At 66.4% G+C, this 17,432-nt stretch carries 17 protein-coding genes; 12 read left to right on the top strand and 5 right to left on the bottom strand.

What is annotated here, in order from left to right:
* Positions 1 to 37 precede the first annotated feature (37 nt).
* The 3 genes from CVV68_RS15800 to CVV68_RS15810 all read left to right on the top strand — a co-directional run bounded on the left by CVV68_RS15800 (position 38) and on the right by CVV68_RS15810 (position 3,788).
* The gene (locus CVV68_RS15800; RefSeq protein ID WP_110501959.1) at positions 38 to 877 is read left to right on the top strand and encodes an HpcH/HpaI aldolase/citrate lyase family protein; all 840 of its coding nucleotides are present in this window, start codon (positions 38 to 40) and stop codon (positions 875 to 877) included.
* Between the two features lie 307 nt (positions 878 to 1,184).
* Complete coding sequence (gene dxr, locus CVV68_RS15805; protein WP_110501960.1) at positions 1,185 to 2,399, top strand: 1-deoxy-D-xylulose-5-phosphate reductoisomerase; 1,215 nt, start codon at positions 1,185 to 1,187, stop codon at positions 2,397 to 2,399.
* Positions 2,400 to 2,456: 57 nt separating this feature from the next.
* Complete coding sequence (locus tag CVV68_RS15810) at positions 2,457 to 3,788, top strand: M50 family metallopeptidase (protein ID WP_110501961.1); 1,332 nt, start codon at positions 2,457 to 2,459, stop codon at positions 3,786 to 3,788.
* Between the two features lie 109 nt (positions 3,789 to 3,897).
* Here the strand turns inward: CVV68_RS15810 and CVV68_RS15815 are convergent, their stop codons facing one another.
* Positions 3,898 to 5,208: an alpha-hydroxy acid oxidase gene (locus tag CVV68_RS15815; RefSeq protein WP_110501962.1), complete on the bottom strand. Its 1,311-nt coding sequence runs from the start codon at positions 5,206 to 5,208 to the stop codon at positions 3,898 to 3,900.
* Positions 5,209 to 5,416: 208 nt separating this feature from the next.
* Here CVV68_RS15815 and CVV68_RS15820 point away from each other — a divergent pair, with 208 nt between their 5' ends.
* The 7 genes from CVV68_RS15820 (at position 5,417) to CVV68_RS15855 (ending at position 11,728) form a co-directional block, all read left to right on the top strand.
* Positions 5,417 to 6,046: a MarR family transcriptional regulator gene (locus CVV68_RS15820; RefSeq protein WP_110501963.1), complete on the top strand. Its 630-nt coding sequence runs from the start codon at positions 5,417 to 5,419 to the stop codon at positions 6,044 to 6,046.
* A gap of 90 nt (positions 6,047 to 6,136) precedes the next feature.
* Positions 6,137 to 6,661 carry a hypothetical protein gene (locus CVV68_RS23560; RefSeq protein WP_170133198.1) on the top strand — a complete coding sequence of 175 codons (525 nt, stop codon included), beginning with the start codon at positions 6,137 to 6,139 and terminating at the stop codon, positions 6,659 to 6,661.
* A gap of 9 nt (positions 6,662 to 6,670) precedes the next feature.
* Complete coding sequence (locus CVV68_RS15835) at positions 6,671 to 6,964, top strand: YciI family protein (protein WP_110501965.1); 294 nt, start codon at positions 6,671 to 6,673, stop codon at positions 6,962 to 6,964.
* 127 nt (positions 6,965 to 7,091) lie between these two features.
* Positions 7,092 to 8,255, top strand: coding sequence for a flavodoxin-dependent (E)-4-hydroxy-3-methylbut-2-enyl-diphosphate synthase (gene ispG / locus CVV68_RS15840; protein WP_110501966.1), 1,164 nt, complete (start codon positions 7,092 to 7,094; stop codon positions 8,253 to 8,255).
* Positions 8,209 to 9,105, top strand: a complete 897-nt coding sequence (locus CVV68_RS15845) for a GNAT family N-acetyltransferase (protein WP_211320871.1) — start codon at positions 8,209 to 8,211, stop codon at positions 9,103 to 9,105. Before ispG ends, CVV68_RS15845 begins: the two co-directional genes overlap by 47 nt.
* 57 nt (positions 9,106 to 9,162) lie before the next feature.
* Complete coding sequence (locus CVV68_RS15850) at positions 9,163 to 11,190, top strand: oxidoreductase (RefSeq protein ID WP_110501967.1); 2,028 nt, start codon at positions 9,163 to 9,165, stop codon at positions 11,188 to 11,190.
* A 10-nt stretch (positions 11,191 to 11,200) separates the two neighbouring features.
* On the top strand, positions 11,201 to 11,728 hold the full coding sequence (locus CVV68_RS15855; RefSeq protein ID WP_110501968.1) for a PadR family transcriptional regulator: 528 nt from the start codon (positions 11,201 to 11,203) through the stop codon (positions 11,726 to 11,728).
* A gap of 225 nt (positions 11,729 to 11,953) precedes the next feature.
* On the opposite strand, the gene CVV68_RS15860 is transcribed toward CVV68_RS15855, so the two are convergent.
* The 4 genes from CVV68_RS15860 to CVV68_RS15875 form a co-directional block, all read right to left on the bottom strand.
* Positions 11,954 to 12,226 (bottom strand): hypothetical protein, encoded by a 273-nt coding sequence (locus CVV68_RS15860; RefSeq protein ID WP_110501969.1) that lies wholly within the window; start codon positions 12,224 to 12,226, stop codon positions 11,954 to 11,956.
* A 100-nt stretch (positions 12,227 to 12,326) separates the two neighbouring features.
* Positions 12,327 to 12,935, bottom strand: coding sequence for a TetR/AcrR family transcriptional regulator (locus CVV68_RS15865; RefSeq protein ID WP_110501970.1), 609 nt, complete (start codon positions 12,933 to 12,935; stop codon positions 12,327 to 12,329).
* A 4-nt stretch (positions 12,936 to 12,939) separates the two neighbouring features.
* On the bottom strand, positions 12,940 to 13,683 hold the full coding sequence (locus tag CVV68_RS15870; RefSeq protein WP_110502005.1) for an ABC transporter permease: 744 nt from the start codon (positions 13,681 to 13,683) through the stop codon (positions 12,940 to 12,942).
* Positions 13,684 to 13,691: 8 nt separating this feature from the next.
* Positions 13,692 to 14,522: an ABC transporter ATP-binding protein gene (locus CVV68_RS15875; RefSeq protein ID WP_110501971.1), complete on the bottom strand. Its 831-nt coding sequence runs from the start codon at positions 14,520 to 14,522 to the stop codon at positions 13,692 to 13,694.
* 256 nt (positions 14,523 to 14,778) lie between these two features.
* Between CVV68_RS15875 and CVV68_RS15880 the strand changes: the two genes are divergently transcribed.
* Both CVV68_RS15880 and CVV68_RS15885 read left to right on the top strand, forming a co-directional pair.
* Complete coding sequence (locus CVV68_RS15880) at positions 14,779 to 14,985, top strand: hypothetical protein (RefSeq protein ID WP_245933580.1); 207 nt, start codon at positions 14,779 to 14,781, stop codon at positions 14,983 to 14,985.
* Between the two features lie 142 nt (positions 14,986 to 15,127).
* Positions 15,128 to 16,921, top strand: a complete 1,794-nt coding sequence (locus CVV68_RS15885) for a proline--tRNA ligase (RefSeq protein ID WP_110502006.1) — start codon at positions 15,128 to 15,130, stop codon at positions 16,919 to 16,921.
* Positions 16,922 to 17,432: the final 511 nt, after the last annotated feature.

The following is a 17,432-nucleotide window of genomic DNA, read 5'->3' on the forward strand; positions in this document are numbered from 1 at the left end:
ACCCGACGCCACGAATACGGCACCCAAGGAGCGCACCATGAACGTCCCGAACAAAACCTTCGCCATGGGTCCCACGCTCCTGTTTACCCCGGCCGACCGCCCCGACAGGTACCCCAAGGCCGCGAAGCGTTCCGACGCCGTCATCCTCGACCTGGAGGACGCCGTGGCGCCGGAGGCCAAGGCCCGGGCCCGCGGGCACCTCGTGGAAAACCCGCTGGAGACGGCCACCACCCTGGTGCGGATCAACGCCCTGGGTACCCCGGAAAGCGAATTGGACCTGGCGGCCCTGGCCCGGACCGGGTACCGCACCATCATGGTCGCCAAGGCCGAGGATCCGGGTGCGATTGCGGCGCTCGCCGGCTACAGGGTGGTGGCCCTGTGCGAAACCGCGGCGGGCATTCTGGCTGCCCCCGCGCTGGCGAGGGTGGCCAACGTCGTCGCACTGATGTGGGGTGCCGAGGACCTGGTGGCTTCCCTGGGCGGCACCTCCAGCCGCTTTGACAGCAGCAGCCCCCGGGCGGGCACCTACCGAGATGTGGCGCGCCATGCACGCTCGCAGCTGCTGCTCGCCGCCGGGGCCGCCGGAAAGGTGGCCGTCGACTCCATTTATGCCGACATCGCGGACCTCGCCGGACTCTCCGCCGAAGCGGACGACGCCGTGGCCAGCGGCTTTGCTGCCAAGGCCTGCATCCACCCCAGCCAGGTGCAGGTCATCCGTGACGCCTACCGGCCCACGAAGGCGGACGTTGCCGCCGCCCGCGAACTGTTGGCCGCCGCCGACGCTGCAGGCACGGGGGTTTTTGCGTACAAGGGGCAAATGGTGGACGGTCCCATCCTGAAGCACGCACTGGAAACGCTGCGCCGCGCGGCCCCCTGACCCGATCGACGCTGTATCACCGTTGGTAGGTTTTCGGGCGACGCCGTATCACCTTTGGCGCCTAAATGCGGAACGCCCTCCCGTCTGAAGGGAGGGCGTTCGGTCCGATTGTCACACCAGTGTTACGGCGTTCATCAATCCCGTGCCAAAGGTGATACGGCGATTCAGAAAACGGCACCAAAGGTGATACGGCGTTGGGTGGGGCGTGCGGGAATCAAAAGTACGACAGCGGGTGGATGGGCCCACAAGAGCGAGGGACCCGATGCGAGCTTGCGGGCATGGGGAGCGCTTGGGGAATACTGGAAGCATGCAACAGCGAAAAGTGATCATCCTGGGTTCCACCGGTTCCGTCGGCACCCAGGCCGTGGACGTCGTCGAACGGGCCACCCTGCCGGACGGGACGCGGCGGTTCACCGTCACCGCACTTAGTGCGGGGGGCGGCAACCTTGAACTGCTGGCGGAGCAGGCCGTCCTGACCCGTGCCGGGGCCGTGGGCACTGCCGCGGACGACGCCGGGCACCTCCGTTCGCTGATCGCCTCCCGTGCCGCTGCGGCAGGGGACCCCGGATACATGCCGGAGATCGTGGCCGGCCCCGATGCCTCCACCGCCATCGCCACGTGGGCGGCGGGGACGGAGAATGCGGCCAACGTGGTGCTTAACGCCATCACCGGGTCCATCGGGCTGGCACCGACTCTGGCCGTCCTGGGCACCACGGCCATCCTGGCCCTGGCCAACAAGGAGTCGCTGATTGTGGGCGGCCAGCTGGTCAAGGACGCGGCCTCTCCCGGGCAGCTGGTGCCGGTCGATTCCGAGCACTCCGCGCTTGCCCAGGCCCTGCGCGCAGGCTCGCCCGGTGAGGTGGAAAAGTTGATTGTCACCGCTTCCGGCGGGCCGTTCCGCGGACGGACCCGGGCCGAACTGGGCGGTGTCACCCCCGCCCAGGCGCTCAAACACCCGACCTGGGACATGGGCCCCATGGTTACCACCAATTCCGCGACCCTGGTGAACAAGGGCCTGGAAGTCATCGAGGCGCACCTGCTCTTCGACGTGCCGCTGGACCGCATTGAGGCGGTGGTGCACCCGCAGTCCGTGGTCCATTCCATGGTGCAGTTCACCGATGGTTCAACGCTGGCCCAGTGCTCGCCGCCGGACATGCGCCTGCCCATCGCCCTGGGGCTCGGCTGGCCCGAACGCGTCCCCGGTGCGGTGCAGGCGTGCGACTGGACGAAGGCTGCCACCTGGACGTTCGAACCGCTGGACAACGCCGCGTTTCCCGCCGTCGAGCTTGCCAAGGAAGCCGCCCGGCGGGGGAGCACCTGCCCGGCCGTATACAATGCGGCGAACGAGGAGGCCGTGCACGCGTTCCATGCGGGGCGCATCGGCTTCCTGGACATTGTGGACACCATTGCGGAAGTTCTCAGGGAACACACACCGGATTCGGAGCTGACGCTAGAGTCGGTGCTGGAAGCTGAAGTGTGGGCCCGGCGGCGCGGCAACGAGCTGTTGGCCGGCAAGGCCTGAACGGCTTGGCCGCAGCAGGGTTTGTGATGTGCCGGAAAACTTGTAGCTAGAAAGTTCATTGTGACTGTATTGCTTTTCATTAGCGGCGTGCTATTCGTCGCAATCGGCGTGGTGGTTTCCATTGCGCTGCACGAGGTGGGCCACCTGCTGCCCGCCAAGCTCTTCAACGTCCGCGTGAGCCGGTACATGATCGGCTTCGGTCCCACCATCTGGTCCCGGAAAAAGGGCGAAACCGAATATGGTTTCAAGGCCATCCCTGCCGGCGGCTACGTCGCCATGATCGGGATGTACCCGCCCAACCCGGTGGACGGCAGCGTCCGGCCCTCCAGTACCGGCATGTTCCAGACGCTGGCCACCGAGGCCCGCAGCCTGGCCCACGAGGACGTGCGGCCCGAGGACTCCAACCGCGTGTTCTATAGGCTGCCGGTCTGGAAGAAGATCATCATCATGCTGGGCGGGCCCGCCATGAACCTGCTGATCGGCATTGTTCTCACGGGTGTGCTGCTCATGGGGTTTGGCTCGGCCCAGGCCACCACCACGCTTTCACAGGTCAGCGCCTGCCAGGTGGCGTATGGGCAGCCCGAGCCCGCGGACCATTCCACCTGCACCAAGACGCCGGCCGCTGCTGCTGGGCTGCTGCCCGGCGACGTCATCAAGACCTTTGACGGCAGGGCCGTTACCAACTGGACCACCCTGACCGAGTGGATCAGGGCCTCCGCCGGCAAGTCCGTGCAAATGAGCTACCAGCGCGGCGGCGAGACCATCACCACCGCCATCACCCCGGTCCTGACCGCGCGGCCGGTGGTGGATGCCAACGGCAACGCCAAAGTTGACGCCGACGGCAAGCCGGAAACCGTGTCTGCCGGTTTTATTGGCATGGGCCCCACCTCCGCCCTGGTGCCCGAATCAGCTGCTGCGGTGCTGCCCGCCGTGGGTAACAACATCGCCCAGATCGGCGGCGTGGTCTTCCACCTTCCGCAAAAGCTGGTGGGCGTGGCCCAGGCCGCGTTCAGCTCGCAACCCCGTGATCCCAACGGCCCCATCTCCGTGGTGGGTGTGGGCCGGGTGGCTGGCGAGGTCGCCTCCATGGAACAGGTGCCGCTGAGCTCCCGCATCGCCACGCTGATCGGCCTGATGGCCGGCGTGAACCTGGCCTTGTTCGTCTTCAACCTGATCCCGCTGCTGCCGCTCGACGGCGGACACGTCCTGGGCGCGCTGTATGAAGGTGCCCGCCGGACCGTTGCCAAGCTGTTCAAGAAGAAGGATCCCGGGGCATTCGACATCGCCAAAATGTTGCCGGTGACCTATGTGGCCGCATCGCTGCTGATGGTCATGGGGGCACTGCTGATCTACGCGGACATCGTCAAGCCCGTCAACCTGTTTGGTTAGCGCTCTTCGTTCAGGGGCAGATGGCCACCAGGCAAAGCGTTGAGAGGGCGGATGTCCCAGGGGCGCCCCGGGGATAATGGCCCTCTCAACGCGTTCAACACGTTGGAGGTTATGCCTTGAGGATGTGGACGTGGTCCGGGGTCAGCTCGGAGACCTTGCTGACGCCCAGCAGTGCCATGGTGCGGCGCATGTCCGTCTCGAGGATTTCCAAGGCGCGGTCCACGCCCGCCCGCCCGCCGGCCATGAGGCCGTAAAGGTAGGCCCGGCCGATCAACGTAAAGTCTGCGCCCATGGCCAGCCCGGCGACAATGTCCGCTCCGCTCATGATGCCGGTGTCCAGGATGACGGCTGCGTCGCTGTTGTCCGCCTTGAGCGCGGCGGAGACGTCCGGCAGCAGGTGGAACGGGATGGGGGCCCGGTCCAGCTGGCGGCCGCCGTGGTTGGAGAGAATGATGCCGTCTGCCCCGTGGTCCACCACCTTGCGTGCGTCCTCGACGGTCTGGATGCCCTTGACCACCAGCTTCCCCTTCCAGGTTTCGCGCAGCCAATCGAGGTCCGCAAACGTCAGGGTGGGATCAAACATGGAGTTGATGAGGTCGGCAACAGTTCCGGAGTAGCGCGAGAGCGAGGCAAACATCAACGGCTCGTGGGTGAGGAAATTAAACCACCAGGCCGGACGGTAGGAGGCGTCCAGCACCGTCTTGATCGTCAGCGCCGGCGGGATCGTCATGCCGTTGCGGACGTCGCGGAGCCTGGCCCCGGCAACGGCGGTGTCCACCGTGACCATCAAGGTGTCATTGCCGGCCAGCGCCGCACGCTCTATCAGCTCCAGCGAACGCTCCCTGTCGGTCCACAGGTATAGCTGGAACCAGTTGCGGCCGTCCGGGGCAGCTTCGGCCACATCTTCAATTGACGCCGTGCCCATGGTGGAGAGCGTGTAGGGGATTCCTGCTGCCTGGGCTGCCTGGGAGCCGGCATATTCGCCCTCGGACTGCATCATCCGGGTAAAGCCCGTGGGTGCGATTCCCACCGGCAGCTTCGATTTCGCGCCCAGAATGCTGGTGCTCAAGTCAATGCTCGAGACGTCACGCAGGATGCCCGGGCGGAACTCGATGTCCAGGAAGGCCTGGCGGGCCCGGCGCAGGGTGATTTCCGCTTCGGCGGCGCCATCCGTGTAGTCAAACGGCGCCTGCGGGGTGCGGCGCTTGGCCATATCCCGAAGGTCCCAGATGGTGCTGGCGCTCCGAAGCCTGGCCGACCTGCTGAACTCCGGCTTCTTGAACTGCATCAGGGGTGCCAGGTCGGCGTACTTGGGGAAGCGGCGCTTGAGTGCGGCTGGCGTTTTGGCGGGAGCCGGTGCGGCCGCGGCCCGCCGTGGGGCCGGGAATTTCGTGTTGCCGGGATCGATGGTTTGCGTCAAGGCTTCCTCCGGGATTGGGCTTCTGTGAAATATGTGGTCTAACCACACGATACCCGAATATGGTGTGGGACACAGTGAAAGCCCCATCGGCCTGCTCACCAGGCCGTCCCCGCGCGTCGGGTCGCCATGCCGACGCGTCGGCTTCCGGAGGCAGTTTGGTCATCTGAAATTAGTTGATTATAAGTAATCAACCGATTATGATTCATTCATGTTTGTCATGACGATTGACCAGCGCGGCAGCCGCAAGGGCGCCGACCTCGTTCCGGAGCTTTTGTCCACACTCCGGGACGTGCCCGTGGTTCGCCCGTTTGAGCGATCCGTCGGCGACGAAATCCAAGGCGTGCTCGATGATCCCCGGTCTGTCGTGGAGGTGTCCATGAGGGCGCTCCGCGCAGGACACTGGTACGTGGGCATCGGCATCGGCGGCGTGGACCTGCCACTGCCCGCCAGCCCGCGGGAGGGTGCCGGCGCCGCATTCGTGCTGGCCCGACAAGCCGTGGACAAGGCCAAAAAGGCAGGGGAGCGCGTTCCCCTGTCCGTCCAGGCGGCTGTGGCGAAGGGGGCAATGCCTGGCGGGCTGGAACCGGGCCGCGGCCACGCCGCGGCGGCCGGGGCCGTCCTGGTGCTTGTGGGCGACCTGGTCCGCCGGCGCACGGGGGCCGAATGGCGGGTGCTGGACGCCCTGGACCGGGCCGAATCCCGCCGTCAGGTTGACGTTGCCAAGGCGCTTGGCATCAGTCCGCAGGCGGTCAGCAAGGCGATCCTGCGGTCGGGTTGGCAGGAGGAGCGCGGAGGGCGGGCTGCCGCCGAGCTGCTCCTGGGCCATGCTGACCGATAGCGGGTTTCGCGGGCCGGGGCGCACGTCCGGCATGCCCCGGCGTCGTTTGTCTGCCCGGCTGGCTACGCTGGGAACCGAACAGGAGGACAGATGACATTTCTCTGGATGGCACTGACAGTCGCCGTGGCCTGCCTGGGAGGCTGGCCGCTGACGGCCGGCGTCCTGCGGCTGGCAAAGTCGCATTCCGTGCGCGCGGCCGACGCCCACGAAATTGGTGCTGGAGGAACCCCTGAGTCCCCGGCCGCACCTGTGGGACCACCCGTGTCCGACGCCGGTCCCGCACCCGAGGCGCCGGCCCCACCAGACGCGCTGCCCGCACCCGAGGCACCTCAGGCCCCGGACGTCGATCCTCCCACTGCTCCCGTGGGAGATGTTACGGCGGGGGTTCTGCGAGGGGGACTGTTGATCGGCGTGTTGGAGAGGGCCGCCGTCGTACTGGCCGTCCTGACGGGCCAGCCGGTGGCCATCGCCTACGTGGTCGCCATCAAGGGCCTGGGCCGGTATCCGGAACTAAAGCAGGCGCCGGCGGCCAGCGAAAGGTTCATTATCGGAACCATGACGTCACTGCTGTGGGCTGCCGCCGCGGCGACAGTGGCTAAAGTCCTCCTGCTATAGGGTGAAAGCATGACGATCTTTGCTGTTGAATATGTTTATGGTCCCGAAGCCGAGGAAGCCCGTGTGGAGCACCGGCCCCAACACCGCGAATGGCTGGCGGCGCAGGCCGAGGCGGAAGTGGTGCTGGCCTCGGGACCCTATGCAGACGGCGCCGGGGCGCTCCTGATTTTAAACGCCGCCGACGAGGCAGCCGTCCACGAAATCCTCAAGCAGGACCCGATGAGCGCAGGCGGCGGCGTCACGGGACTGAAGGTCTCCGAATGGAAGCCGGTCATTGGCCAGTTGAGCAAATACCTGCCGTAGCCGCCACCGCCCACGCATGGCGCCCAACGCGCCTACACTTTAGAACAGATGATGCGTGAACCTTTTCGCGGCGCTGCAAGGTAGGCGCCGCGGACGCACCGCCTGAAATAACTTCAAGGAGCATATTTTGACCTCGGTCAGCCTCGGAATGCCGCCACTGCCACCGCCCGTCCTCGCCCCCCGGCGCAAAACCCGGCAGATCAAGGTCGGCTCCGTCGGGGTCGGCTCGGACTTTCCCGTCAGCGTGCAGTCCATGACCACTACGAAGACCACGGACATCAACGCCACGCTGCAGCAGATTGCCGAGCTGACGGCATCCGGCTGTGACATTGTGCGCGTCGCCTGTCCCTCGCAGGATGATGCCGACGCCCTGCCCATCATTGCCAAAAAGTCGCAGATCCCGGTCATTGCGGACATCCACTTCCAGCCCAAATATGTCTTTGCCGCCATCGAGGCCGGCTGTGCGGCCGTAAGGGTGAACCCCGGCAACATCCGCAAGTTTGACGACCAGGTCAAGGAAATCGCCCAGGCCGCCAAGGACCATGGCACCTCAATCCGCATCGGCGTCAACGCCGGCTCGCTGGAGCCCTCCATCATGAAGAAGTACGGCAAGGCCACCCCGGAGGCCCTGGTGGAGTCCGCAGTGTGGGAGGCGTCCCTGTTTGAGGAGCACGGCTTCCACGACTTCAAGATTTCCGTCAAGCACAACGACCCGGTCGTCATGGTCGCCGCATACGAGATGCTCGCGGAGCAGGGCGACTGGCCGCTGCACCTGGGCGTCACCGAGGCCGGCCCCGCCTTCCAGGGCACCATCAAGTCCGCCGTTGCCTTCGGGGCATTGCTTGCCAAGGGCATCGGCGACACCATCCGCGTCTCACTGTCGGCCCCGCCGGTGGAGGAGATCAAGGTGGGCAACCAGATCCTGCAGTCGCTGAACCTGCGCCCGCGGAAGCTGGAAATCGTCTCCTGCCCGTCCTGCGGACGCGCCCAGGTGGACGTGTACAAGCTGGCCGAGGAAGTCACCGCCGGGCTCGAAGGCATGGAAGTGCCGCTGCGCGTTGCCGTCATGGGCTGCGTGGTGAACGGACCCGGCGAGGCCCGCGAGGCGGACCTTGGCGTGGCCTCCGGCAACGGCAAGGGCCAGATCTTCGTGCGTGGCAAGGTCATCAAGACCGTCCCCGAGGACCAAATTGTTGAGACCCTGATTGAAGAAGCCATGAGAATCGCCGAAGAGATGGAGTCCGATGCCGACAATCCGCTCCCGGGTGGCCCCGTGGTTAGCGTCTCGTAAAGGCGCCGAGCAGGGCCCGGTGCGTGTCCTGGCCCATGGGGACACCGCCGCGCTCCGGACCCTGGTGGCGCGCGACCCCGTGGCCAACGTTTTCATCGATGCGTTGCTCACCACGGGCGGCAGCGCCGTGCCCGCACAGCACGGTGCGGTGATTCTCGGCCTTTTCGAGCACGACGGCGGTCCGCTGGCTTCGGCATGCTGGGTGGGTTCCAATGTGGTCCCCATTGGCATTGAGCCCGGACAGGCGGCCTATTTCGGCCGCTGGATTGCCACGCACTGGCAGCCGCACGCCTCCATCTTCGGCCCGGCGGACGCCGTTTTGGGCATCATGGGTGAACTTTCCCTGGCCGGCATCAGTGCCCAGGAGGTCCGCGCAAACCAGCCGCTGCTGGTCATCGACGGACCGCCGGGGCTGGACCCCAACCCGGCGCTGGAGTCCAGCTCCAGCAGCCGGTTCAGCGAAGTGCTGGCCGCTGCCGCAGCCATGTTCGAAGAAGAGGTGGGTTACTCACCATTTTTGGGCGGGGAGGAAAACTACCGCCGCCGCGTTGCATGGCTGATCAACAACGGCCACTCCTTCAGCCACTGCGAACCCGACGGGGAGGTCATCTTCAAGGCCGACCTTGGTGCCGTCACCATCCGGGCCACGCAGGTCCAGGGCGTGTGGATGAACCCCCGCTACCGCGGCCTGGGGCTGAGCGCCGGCTACATGGCCGCCGTCGTCCTTCTTGCGCAGCGCCTGGCTCCGGTCACCAGCCTTTACGTCAACGACTTCAACCACCGCGCACGGGCCGTCTATGAAAAGGTCGGCTTTGAACAGGTGGGCACCTTCGCCACGGTGCTGTTCTAACCAACACCGCGTTTCTGCGCTACGATTATGCAACTTGTTGCGCAAAGGAGTGCATGAATGTCTGGTGCCAGTTACCCCCACCTGTTCACGCCCCTGGACCTGGGCTTCACCACGCTGCCCAACCGGGTGCTGATGGGTTCCATGCACGTGGGGCTCGAAGAACTTCCGGGAGGCTTTGACCGGATGGCCGCCTTCTACGCGGAGCGGGCGCGTGGCGGCGTGGCCCTGATGGTCACAGGCGGCATTTCACCGAACGACGCCGGACGCCCCATGAAGGGCGGTGCCAAGCTCAGCACACCGGAGGAGGCCGAGCGGCACAGGGTCGTCACGGACGCCGTGCACGCCGAAGGCGGCAAAATAGCCCTGCAGCTTCTCCACTTTGGCCGTTATGCATCGCAGAAGGACCTGGTGGCGCCCAGTGCGGTGCAGGCACCCATCAGTCCGCTCACCCCGCGCCCGCTCACGGGGGATGAGGTGGAGCAGACCGTTGAGGACTTCGCGGCCGCCGCCAAGCTCGCCCAGCATGCAGGCTACGATGGCGTGGAAATCATGGGCTCCGAGGGCTACCTCATCAACGAATTCGTGGCCCGGCGCACCAACCACCGCACCGACAAATGGGGCGGCGCCTATGAAAACCGGATGCGCTTCCCCGTGGAGATCGTGCGCCGCACGCGCGAACGCGTGGGCGAAAATTTCATCATCATCTACCGGCTCTCCATGCTGGACCTGGTCGAAGACGGTTCCACCCTGGCCGAAGTCATTGCCCTGGCGCAGGCAGTGGAAGCCGCCGGTGCCACCATTATCAACACCGGCATCGGCTGGCACGAGGCCCGCATCCCCACCATCGTCACTTCCGTGCCCCGGGCAGGCTTTGCCTGGGTGACCAAAAAGGTGATGGGTTCGGTGGGCATCCCGCTGGTCACCACCAACCGCATCAACACCCCCGACGTGGCGGAGGGCCTGCTGGCGGACGGCCACGCGGACATGGTCTCCATGGCCCGTCCCTTCCTCGCCGACCCGTTTTTCATGCGCAAGGCCGCAGAGGGCCGCAGCGACGAGATCAACAGCTGCATCGCCTGCAACCAGGCCTGCCTGGACCACACCTTCGTGGGCAAGACGTCCTCCTGCCTGGTGAACCCGCGCGCCTGCCACGAGACGGAAATCGTGATCGAGCCCGCCACCGCGCCGAAGCAGCTGGCCGTGGTGGGGGCCGGCCCGGCCGGGCTCGCATTCGCGGTCACCGCAGCGGAGCGTGGCCACCAGGTGACGCTCTTTGAGGCGGCGGGGGAGATCGGCGGCCAGTTCAACATCGCCAAGCAGATTCCCGGCAAGGAGGAATTCCACGAGACCATTCGCTACTTCAACCGCCAAATCCAGCTGCGCGGCATTGACCTGCGGCTGAATACTCCCGCCACGGCGGACGACCTCCTGGCCGGCGGCTTTGACGAGGTGGTCCTCTCCACGGGCGTCCTGCCGCGCATTCCCGAGATCGACGGCGTCGACCATCCCAGCGTGCTGAGCTACCTGGACGTCCTGCGCGACAAAAAGCCCGTCGGCACCAACGTGGCCATCCTCGGGGCCGGCGGGATAGGCTTCGACACGGCCGAGTACATCACCGCGCACGGGACCAGCGCCACGCTGGTCCCGGAAAAGTTCTACAGGCAATGGGGGATCGACCCCGAATACACCGGCCCCGGCGGCATCACCGAGCCGCAGCCCCCACGACCGGACCGCCGCGTGGGCCTGTTCCAGCGCAAGGCCACCAAGATCGGCGCCGGGCTGGGCAAGACCACCGGCTGGGTCCACCGCACCGAGTTGCGCGCCAAGGGTGTCCAGATGGTCCCGGGCGTCGAATACCAAAAGATTGACGACGCCGGACTCCACCTGCGCGTCAACGGCACCGACACGGTCCTCGCCGTTGACACCATCATCCTGTGCACCGGCCAGGACCCCCGGCGCGAACTGCAGGCCGCGCTGGAAGCTGGCGGCGCCGTTGTGCACCTCATCGGGGGAGCCGACGTGGCGGTGGAACTGGATGCCAAGCGGGCCATTGACCAGGGCACGCGGCTGGCGGCGCGGATTTAGCGGGCGGGCGATGTCACTGCCGCACGCGATCCTGACCTCGCTGCTGGAAAAGCCGTGCACCGGGGCGGAGCTGGCCCGCCGTTTTGACAAGTCGCTGGGCCATTTTTGGCAGGCGACGCACCAGCAGATCTATCGGGAGCTGGGGAAGCTGGAAGGTGAGCGGCTCATTGCCGCCCGCGGCCTGGCAACGGCGCGGGGAAGCCAGCGGCACTTTGACGTACTGCCGCGGGGCCGCGCCGAGCTTGAGCGGTGGAGCCTGCGGCAGGCAGATCCTCGGCCCATCCGGGACAGCCTGCTGGTGCGGCTGCGGGCGGCCGCCGTGCTCGGAACGGTGGACATGAGCGCGGAAATCCGCCGGCACCGGGAGCTGCACGCTGACACCCTGGAGCGGTACCGGACCATTGAGGCGCGCGACTTTCCGCCCGGGGTTTCCCTGGAACGGGCCGGGGAGCTGCAGCGTGCGGTGTTGCGCGCGGGCATTGTGTTCGAGGAATCGTGGCTGGCCTGGTGCGATGAGACCCTCGCTGTGCGTCAATAAATCTCGCGACTGTGCCTCAATAAGTTCAGAACATGGGCGGTGGAACCGCAGCCGCTTCCAAGGTGTGATGACGTTTGGGCTGCTGTTAGCCGGTGTTGGACGTTGGATCGGGTGTTAGACCGTACTTTTGGTTGCCAACTGCCGACGAAACGGATCTGCCGTGGCCAACCACAGCTCAACTGACGGCTGGCTCGCCAGCGGGCCGGATTGGGGAGGAGTCCGGAATTAGCGGCTGGCCGTTTCCTGCCCCATGGCTTGGGCGTTAAGTGCCCGGGCGGTGTCCGTGAGCATGGCGGCTGCCTTGCCGATCACGGGTGCATAGGATGACTGCCAGGCGTGGCGGAACACAAAAGCATCCGGGCCCTCCCATTGCATGTTGTTCGCGATGCGGGCGCCCAGTTCCTGCTTCAGCGCCAGCAGCTGCTGGCCGGCACGGTCCATGTCGCGTGCAAACTGGCGCAGCGCTTCCGGGTCCGCGCCCTGCAGGCCTTGCGTCATGGTTACTCCTGCGTTTTCCGTGGACGTGAACCTTAACCGTAGGCGGCAGGGGCGGCTGTGGGCGATGGGGAGAGCTGCCCATGGCGGCCGCCCGTGACGTTCACGGCATTCCGGGCAGCGGCCCCGTCAGGTAATGCTGCAGCGTGGGGCCGATCAAGGCGACCAATTCGTCGTGGCCGGCGGAGGCGAGCGGTTCCACCCGCAGCAGGTACCGCGAAACCATCAGCCCGATCATCTGGCTGGCCACCAGTGCCCCGCGGCGGTCCAATTCCGTCTGGCTGCCCGGCAGTCCTGCCAGGGCCCGGACCAAGACGCGCTTGACAAGCACCTGCCGGATCAGGGCGCCCTGGGCCCTGGAGCCGGCCGCGCTGCGCAGCAGCGCCAGCAATGCGGGCTGGGCGGCTGAATCCCACAACACCAGGATGGCGCGCAGCAACGCTTCGCCCCTCACCTCAGCCGCTGTTTCGCTGACTCCGCCCAGCACCTGCGCCGGATCGGCCGGCAGCTCCACGCAGGCGTTGAACAACTCCTCCTTGCCGGTAAACCAGTGGTGGACCATGGCCGGGTCCACGCCGGCTTCCCGGGCAATCTCGCGCAGGCTGGTGGCCGCATAGCCGTGCTCGGCGAACAGTTTCCGGGCGCTGCCCAGGATCAGCTCGCGGGAGGTGGTGCGGCCCTGCCGGCGGCCGCGCTGGGGCGGGGTGCGCACGGGGCTAGGCCGTCCGGCGTCGCAACGTCAGTGACGCCAGAAGCAGCCCGGCCACCACGAAGGCCGCCACCACCACCAGGTCCGCGGCCATCGCGGACGTGGCGTCGGCATGGCCGGCAATTTCCTGCAGCGCAGCCACCGAATACGTCAGCGGCAGCACATTCGAGATGGCCTCCAGGACCGAATTCATCTGGTCCCTCGCCACAAACAGCCCGCACAGCAGGATTTGCGGTATCACCACCACGGGCATGAACTGCACGGCCTGGAATTCGGTGGTGGCAAATGCCGAGCAGAGCAGGCCCAGGGCCACCCCGAGCACGGAATTCACCACGGCCACCAGAACCACCCAGCCGGCGTTGCCCAGGATCGACATGCCAAACACCCAGTAGGCGACGGCCGTGGCCACCAGGGACTGGAGCGCGGCCATGAGCGAGAATGCCAGCGCGTAGCCGAACAGGAGGTCGCCCTTGTGGATCGGGGTGGTAAGCAGCCGTTCCAGGGTGCCGGAGGTCCGCTCGCGCAGCATGGTGATGGAAGTGACCAGGAACATCACGACGAACGGGAAGATGGCCAGCATCATCAGGCCCACCCTGTCGAACGTCCGCGGCGCGCCGGGCGGCACCGTCTCGTTTTGGTAGAGCCAATACACCACGGCCAGCAGCACCGAAGGCACTACCAGAATCAGCGCAATGCTGCGGGGATCGCCCTTGAGCTGTTGGAGCACCCGCACATTCGTCGCCCACATCATCCGCCAGTTCACTTTGACCCTCCCGATGCCTGTACGGTGGCATCCTGCGCCTGTTCATCCGCCCGGATCAGGTGCAGGAACGCCAGTTCCAAATCGTCCGTGCCTCCACGGCGCCGTAATTCTGCGGGCGTGAGCTGGGCCAGCAGCCGGGCGTCGCGCAGCAACAGCAGTGAATCGCAGTGGCCGGCCTCCTCCATGACATGGCTGGAGATGACAAGCGTGGTGCCGGCTGCCGCCATGTCCGCAAACTGTGCCCACAAGTCCGCGCGCAGCACGGGGTCCAGGCCCACGGTGGGCTCGTCCAGGAACAGCAGCGGCGGCTTGGAAACGAGTGCGCACGCCAGGGACACGCGGTTGAATTGGCCGCCGGAGAGGTCAGCTGCCTTGCGCTTGAGAAAGTCTCCCAGCCCGACGGCGGCCACGGCCTCCAGCGCGTCCGCCCGGCCCCGCCCGTGCATGGCCCCGAAGTACCGGACATTGTCCAGGACGCTCAGGTCGCGGTAGACACTGGGCGCCTGCGTGACGTAGCCGACGTCGTTCCGCAGGGATGGGTCGCCAGCCGGACGTCCCAGCACGCGGACAGTGCCGGACGTGATTCTCTGGACGCCCACGAGTGCCCTGATCAGCGTGGTCTTGCCGCTGCCCGAGGGTCCCAGCAGTCCCGTAATGCGGCCGGCGGGAATGGTGAAGCTGAGATCCTGCAGGACATCCGCCTTGCCGCGGTGCACCAGCAGGTTCTTCACGGTGACGCTGCCCGGGCCGGTGCCGGCGGCAGGGTCGGCCGGGACCGGCGGGTGGAGTGCGGTTGCGGGGTTTGGCAGTGCTGCCCGGTGCGACATTGACCCTCCAAGGCTAAGTAATTCATCGCGTGATGAATTAAAACTATGCTGCCGGCGGGCCATTGTCTACCGCCGTGGCAGGCAGCGCGGGACAAAAGCGCGGACAAGGTTATGGGCAAACTCCCAGTAAAAGCCCTTGAACGCTTCAGCGCCGGTGGCATAGCTTGGCATAGGCGGCGCCGTCAGGGCGCGGCCTCCACCTGGTGGAGCTTGGACACCAACGAAAGGACACGCGCTATGGCTGTTTTACGTTGATTTGGCAAAGGCACTCGACAAGGAATTCGAAGACAAATCGCTGAAGGAGATCCTCGATGCCTCACCCGCCGCCTTGCCAGGCATCATCGATGCCAAGGCTGCCGCGCTGAAGGAGCTGTTGGGCGTCAAGACCATCCGCGACCTCGGCAGCAACAAGTATTTCGCCGTGGCCGGTGTCCTGGTGGCGCTGGAAGGCAAGGCCGGCTGACCCTAAACTCTCGAAGCGGCGGCACACCCACGGCGGCAATTCTCCGCGGTGGGTGTGCCGCCCTTTTGCCTGAACCGGTAGATTGGTACTGGTCCGTCTACCGGTGACGGGTGCCCAACTGCTCAAGAAACGGAAATTTCGCGTGGCTCTTCGCCTTTCCACACTCTTCCTTCGCACCCTGCGCGAGGATCCCGTCGATGCCGAAGTGGACAGCCACAAGCTGCTCCTGCGCGCCGGCTACATCCGCCGCGCCGCCCCGGGCATCTACTCCTGGCTGCCGCTGGGCCTGCGCGTCCTGCGCAAGGTGGAAGCCATTATTCGCGAGGAAATGGACGCGATCGGCGCCCAGGAAGTCCACTTCCCGGCACTGCTGCCCAAGGAACCTTATGAGGTTACCAACCGGTGGCTGGAATACGGTGACGGCATTTTCCGCCTGCAGGACCGCAAGGGCGCCGACTACCTCCTGGCTCCCACCCATGAGGAAATGTTCACCCTCCTGGTCAAGGACCTCTATTCGTCCTACAAGGACCTGCCCCTGAGCCTGTACCAGATCCAAAACAAATACCGTGACGAGGCCAGGCCGCGTGCCGGCCTGCTCCGCGGCCGCGAGTTCATCATGAAGGACTCCTACTCCTTCGACATTGACGACGCCGGACTGGACGCCAGCTACGTGGCCCACCGGGGTGCCTACCTGCGTATCTTTGAGCGGCTGGGCTTGGAAGTCATCCCCGTGGCGGCCACCGCCGGCGCCATGGGAGGGTCCAAGAGCGAAGAATTCCTGCATCCGATGGCCATCGGCGAGGACACCTTTGTGCGTTCCGCCGGCGGGTACGCAGCCAACGTCGAAGCTGTCACCACCGTGGTCCCCGAGGACATTGACTTCACCAATGCGCCCGCAGCCGTAGTCCGGGATACTCCTGACACGCCCACCATCGACACCCTGGTGGCAGCTGCCAACGAACTCGCGCCGCGCGCCGGCACCGAGTGGAGCGCCGCAGACACGCTGAAGAACGTCGTGCTGGCCATCGACCTGCCCACCGGCGAACGCCAGATTGTGGTTATTGGCGTCCCCGGCGACCGCGCCGTGGACCTCAAGCGCATTGAAGCCAACATCGGCGCCCACCTGAGCGTGGGCGGCGAGGTTGGTGTCGAGGCGGCTGGTGAGGCCGACCTGGCGAAGCACCCCGGGCTCGTCAAGGGTTACATCGGCCCGGGCCTGTCCCTGGACGCCGCCGTGTTGGGCGCCGAGGCATCCACCAAGCTGCGGTTCCTGGTCGACCCCCGGGTTGTTTCCGGCACCAGCTGGATCACCGGTGCCAACGAACCCGGCAAGCATGTCTTCGGCCTCGTTGCGGGGCGCGACTTCAGCTGGGACGGCACCATTGAGGCCGTCGAGGTGCGTGAAGGCGATCCCGCTCCGGACGGCTCCGGCCCCCTGGTGGCGGCACGGGGCATTGAGATGGGCCACATCTTCGCCCTTGGCCGCAAGTATGCCGAGGCCCTGGACCTGAAGGTCCTGGACCAAAACGGCAAGCTCAAGGTGGTCACGATGGGCTCATACGGTATCGGCGTCACCCGCGCCGTCGCGGCCCTGGCCGAGTCCAACCACGACGACAGGGGCCTGGTCTGGCCCGCGAACGTTGCTCCGGCCGACGTCCATGTGGTCGCCGTCGGCCGCGGCGAGGAGATCTTCGCTGCCGCAGCCAAGCTCACCGATGACCTTGAGTCAGCCGGCCTGGACGTCATTTACGACGACCGGCCCAAGGTTTCCCCCGGTGTGAAGTTCGGCGACGCCGAGCTCCTGGGCGTCCCCGTCATCCTGGCCGTGGGCCGCGGACTCGTGGACGGCGTCGTGGAAATCAAGGACCGCGCCACTGGCCACGCCGACAACGTCGCCGTCGAGGATGCCGTCAAGTTCATCCTCGACAAGCAGTAGCGATTCCGGGCTGCGGACGCGTCCATACCCTGCCTGGGCGTGGTTGCGTCCGGCTTGCGGACCCGGGTCGGGCGTGGTCGCGTCCGGCCTGCGGACCCGTATTCCCTCGGCCGCTTTCCGGCCAATCGGCCGCGGGCGGCCTCGGCCTCCCTGACGCGGCCTACGGAAACACGGGCTCCGCCGGCCTTGCGTTGTTCCCGTCACCGCCGCCCCGTGCCGCGCGCAGCGCGCGGCACGGGGCGGCCCTGTGGTACCAGGCGTCGGAGCCGCTGGTTTTGAAAGTCCGGCGTAAAGGAGACCGTAAGGCCGCCCGGGGCCGTCGGGCTGGGCCCACGGGCGCGAGGGACCCGCTGCGAGCTTGCGAGCAGTGGGAGCACCCGGGGGATAGCCGGACGTAAAAACAGCGGTCCGGCGCCGGACGCAACCACGGGCCTGCACCCGAGCCAACCACAGCCGCGCATGAGACAGGCTCGACCACCGGACGTCGCCGGCTGGCAGCCCCGATGACAAC

Origin of the sequence: Arthrobacter livingstonensis (genome assembly GCF_003219815.1) — a bacterium.
Taxonomy (GTDB): Bacteria; Actinomycetota; Actinomycetes; order Actinomycetales; family Micrococcaceae; genus Specibacter; species Specibacter livingstonensis.

Coding starts and splice junctions, on each gene's coding strand:
- CVV68_RS15845 (WP_211320871.1), top strand. CDS start 8,209: ATGCCGACAATCCGCTCCCGGGTGGCCCCGTGGTTAGCGTCTCGTAAA.
- CVV68_RS23560 (WP_170133198.1), top strand. CDS start 6,137: ATGACATTTCTCTGGATGGCACTGACAGTCGCCGTGGCCTGCCTGGGA.
- CVV68_RS15870 (WP_110502005.1), bottom strand. CDS start 13,683: ATGATGTGGGCGACGAATGTGCGGGTGCTCCAACAGCTCAAGGGCGAT.
- dxr (WP_110501960.1), top strand. CDS start 1,185: ATGCAACAGCGAAAAGTGATCATCCTGGGTTCCACCGGTTCCGTCGGC.
- CVV68_RS15835 (WP_110501965.1), top strand. CDS start 6,671: ATGACGATCTTTGCTGTTGAATATGTTTATGGTCCCGAAGCCGAGGAA.
- CVV68_RS15860 (WP_110501969.1), bottom strand. CDS start 12,226: ATGACGCAAGGCCTGCAGGGCGCGGACCCGGAAGCGCTGCGCCAGTTT.
- CVV68_RS15800 (WP_110501959.1), top strand. CDS start 38: ATGAACGTCCCGAACAAAACCTTCGCCATGGGTCCCACGCTCCTGTTT.
- CVV68_RS15875 (WP_110501971.1), bottom strand. CDS start 14,522: ATGTCGCACCGGGCAGCACTGCCAAACCCCGCAACCGCACTCCACCCG.
- CVV68_RS15850 (WP_110501967.1), top strand. CDS start 9,163: ATGTCTGGTGCCAGTTACCCCCACCTGTTCACGCCCCTGGACCTGGGC.
- CVV68_RS15820 (WP_110501963.1), top strand. CDS start 5,417: ATGTTTGTCATGACGATTGACCAGCGCGGCAGCCGCAAGGGCGCCGAC.
- CVV68_RS15855 (WP_110501968.1), top strand. CDS start 11,201: ATGTCACTGCCGCACGCGATCCTGACCTCGCTGCTGGAAAAGCCGTGC.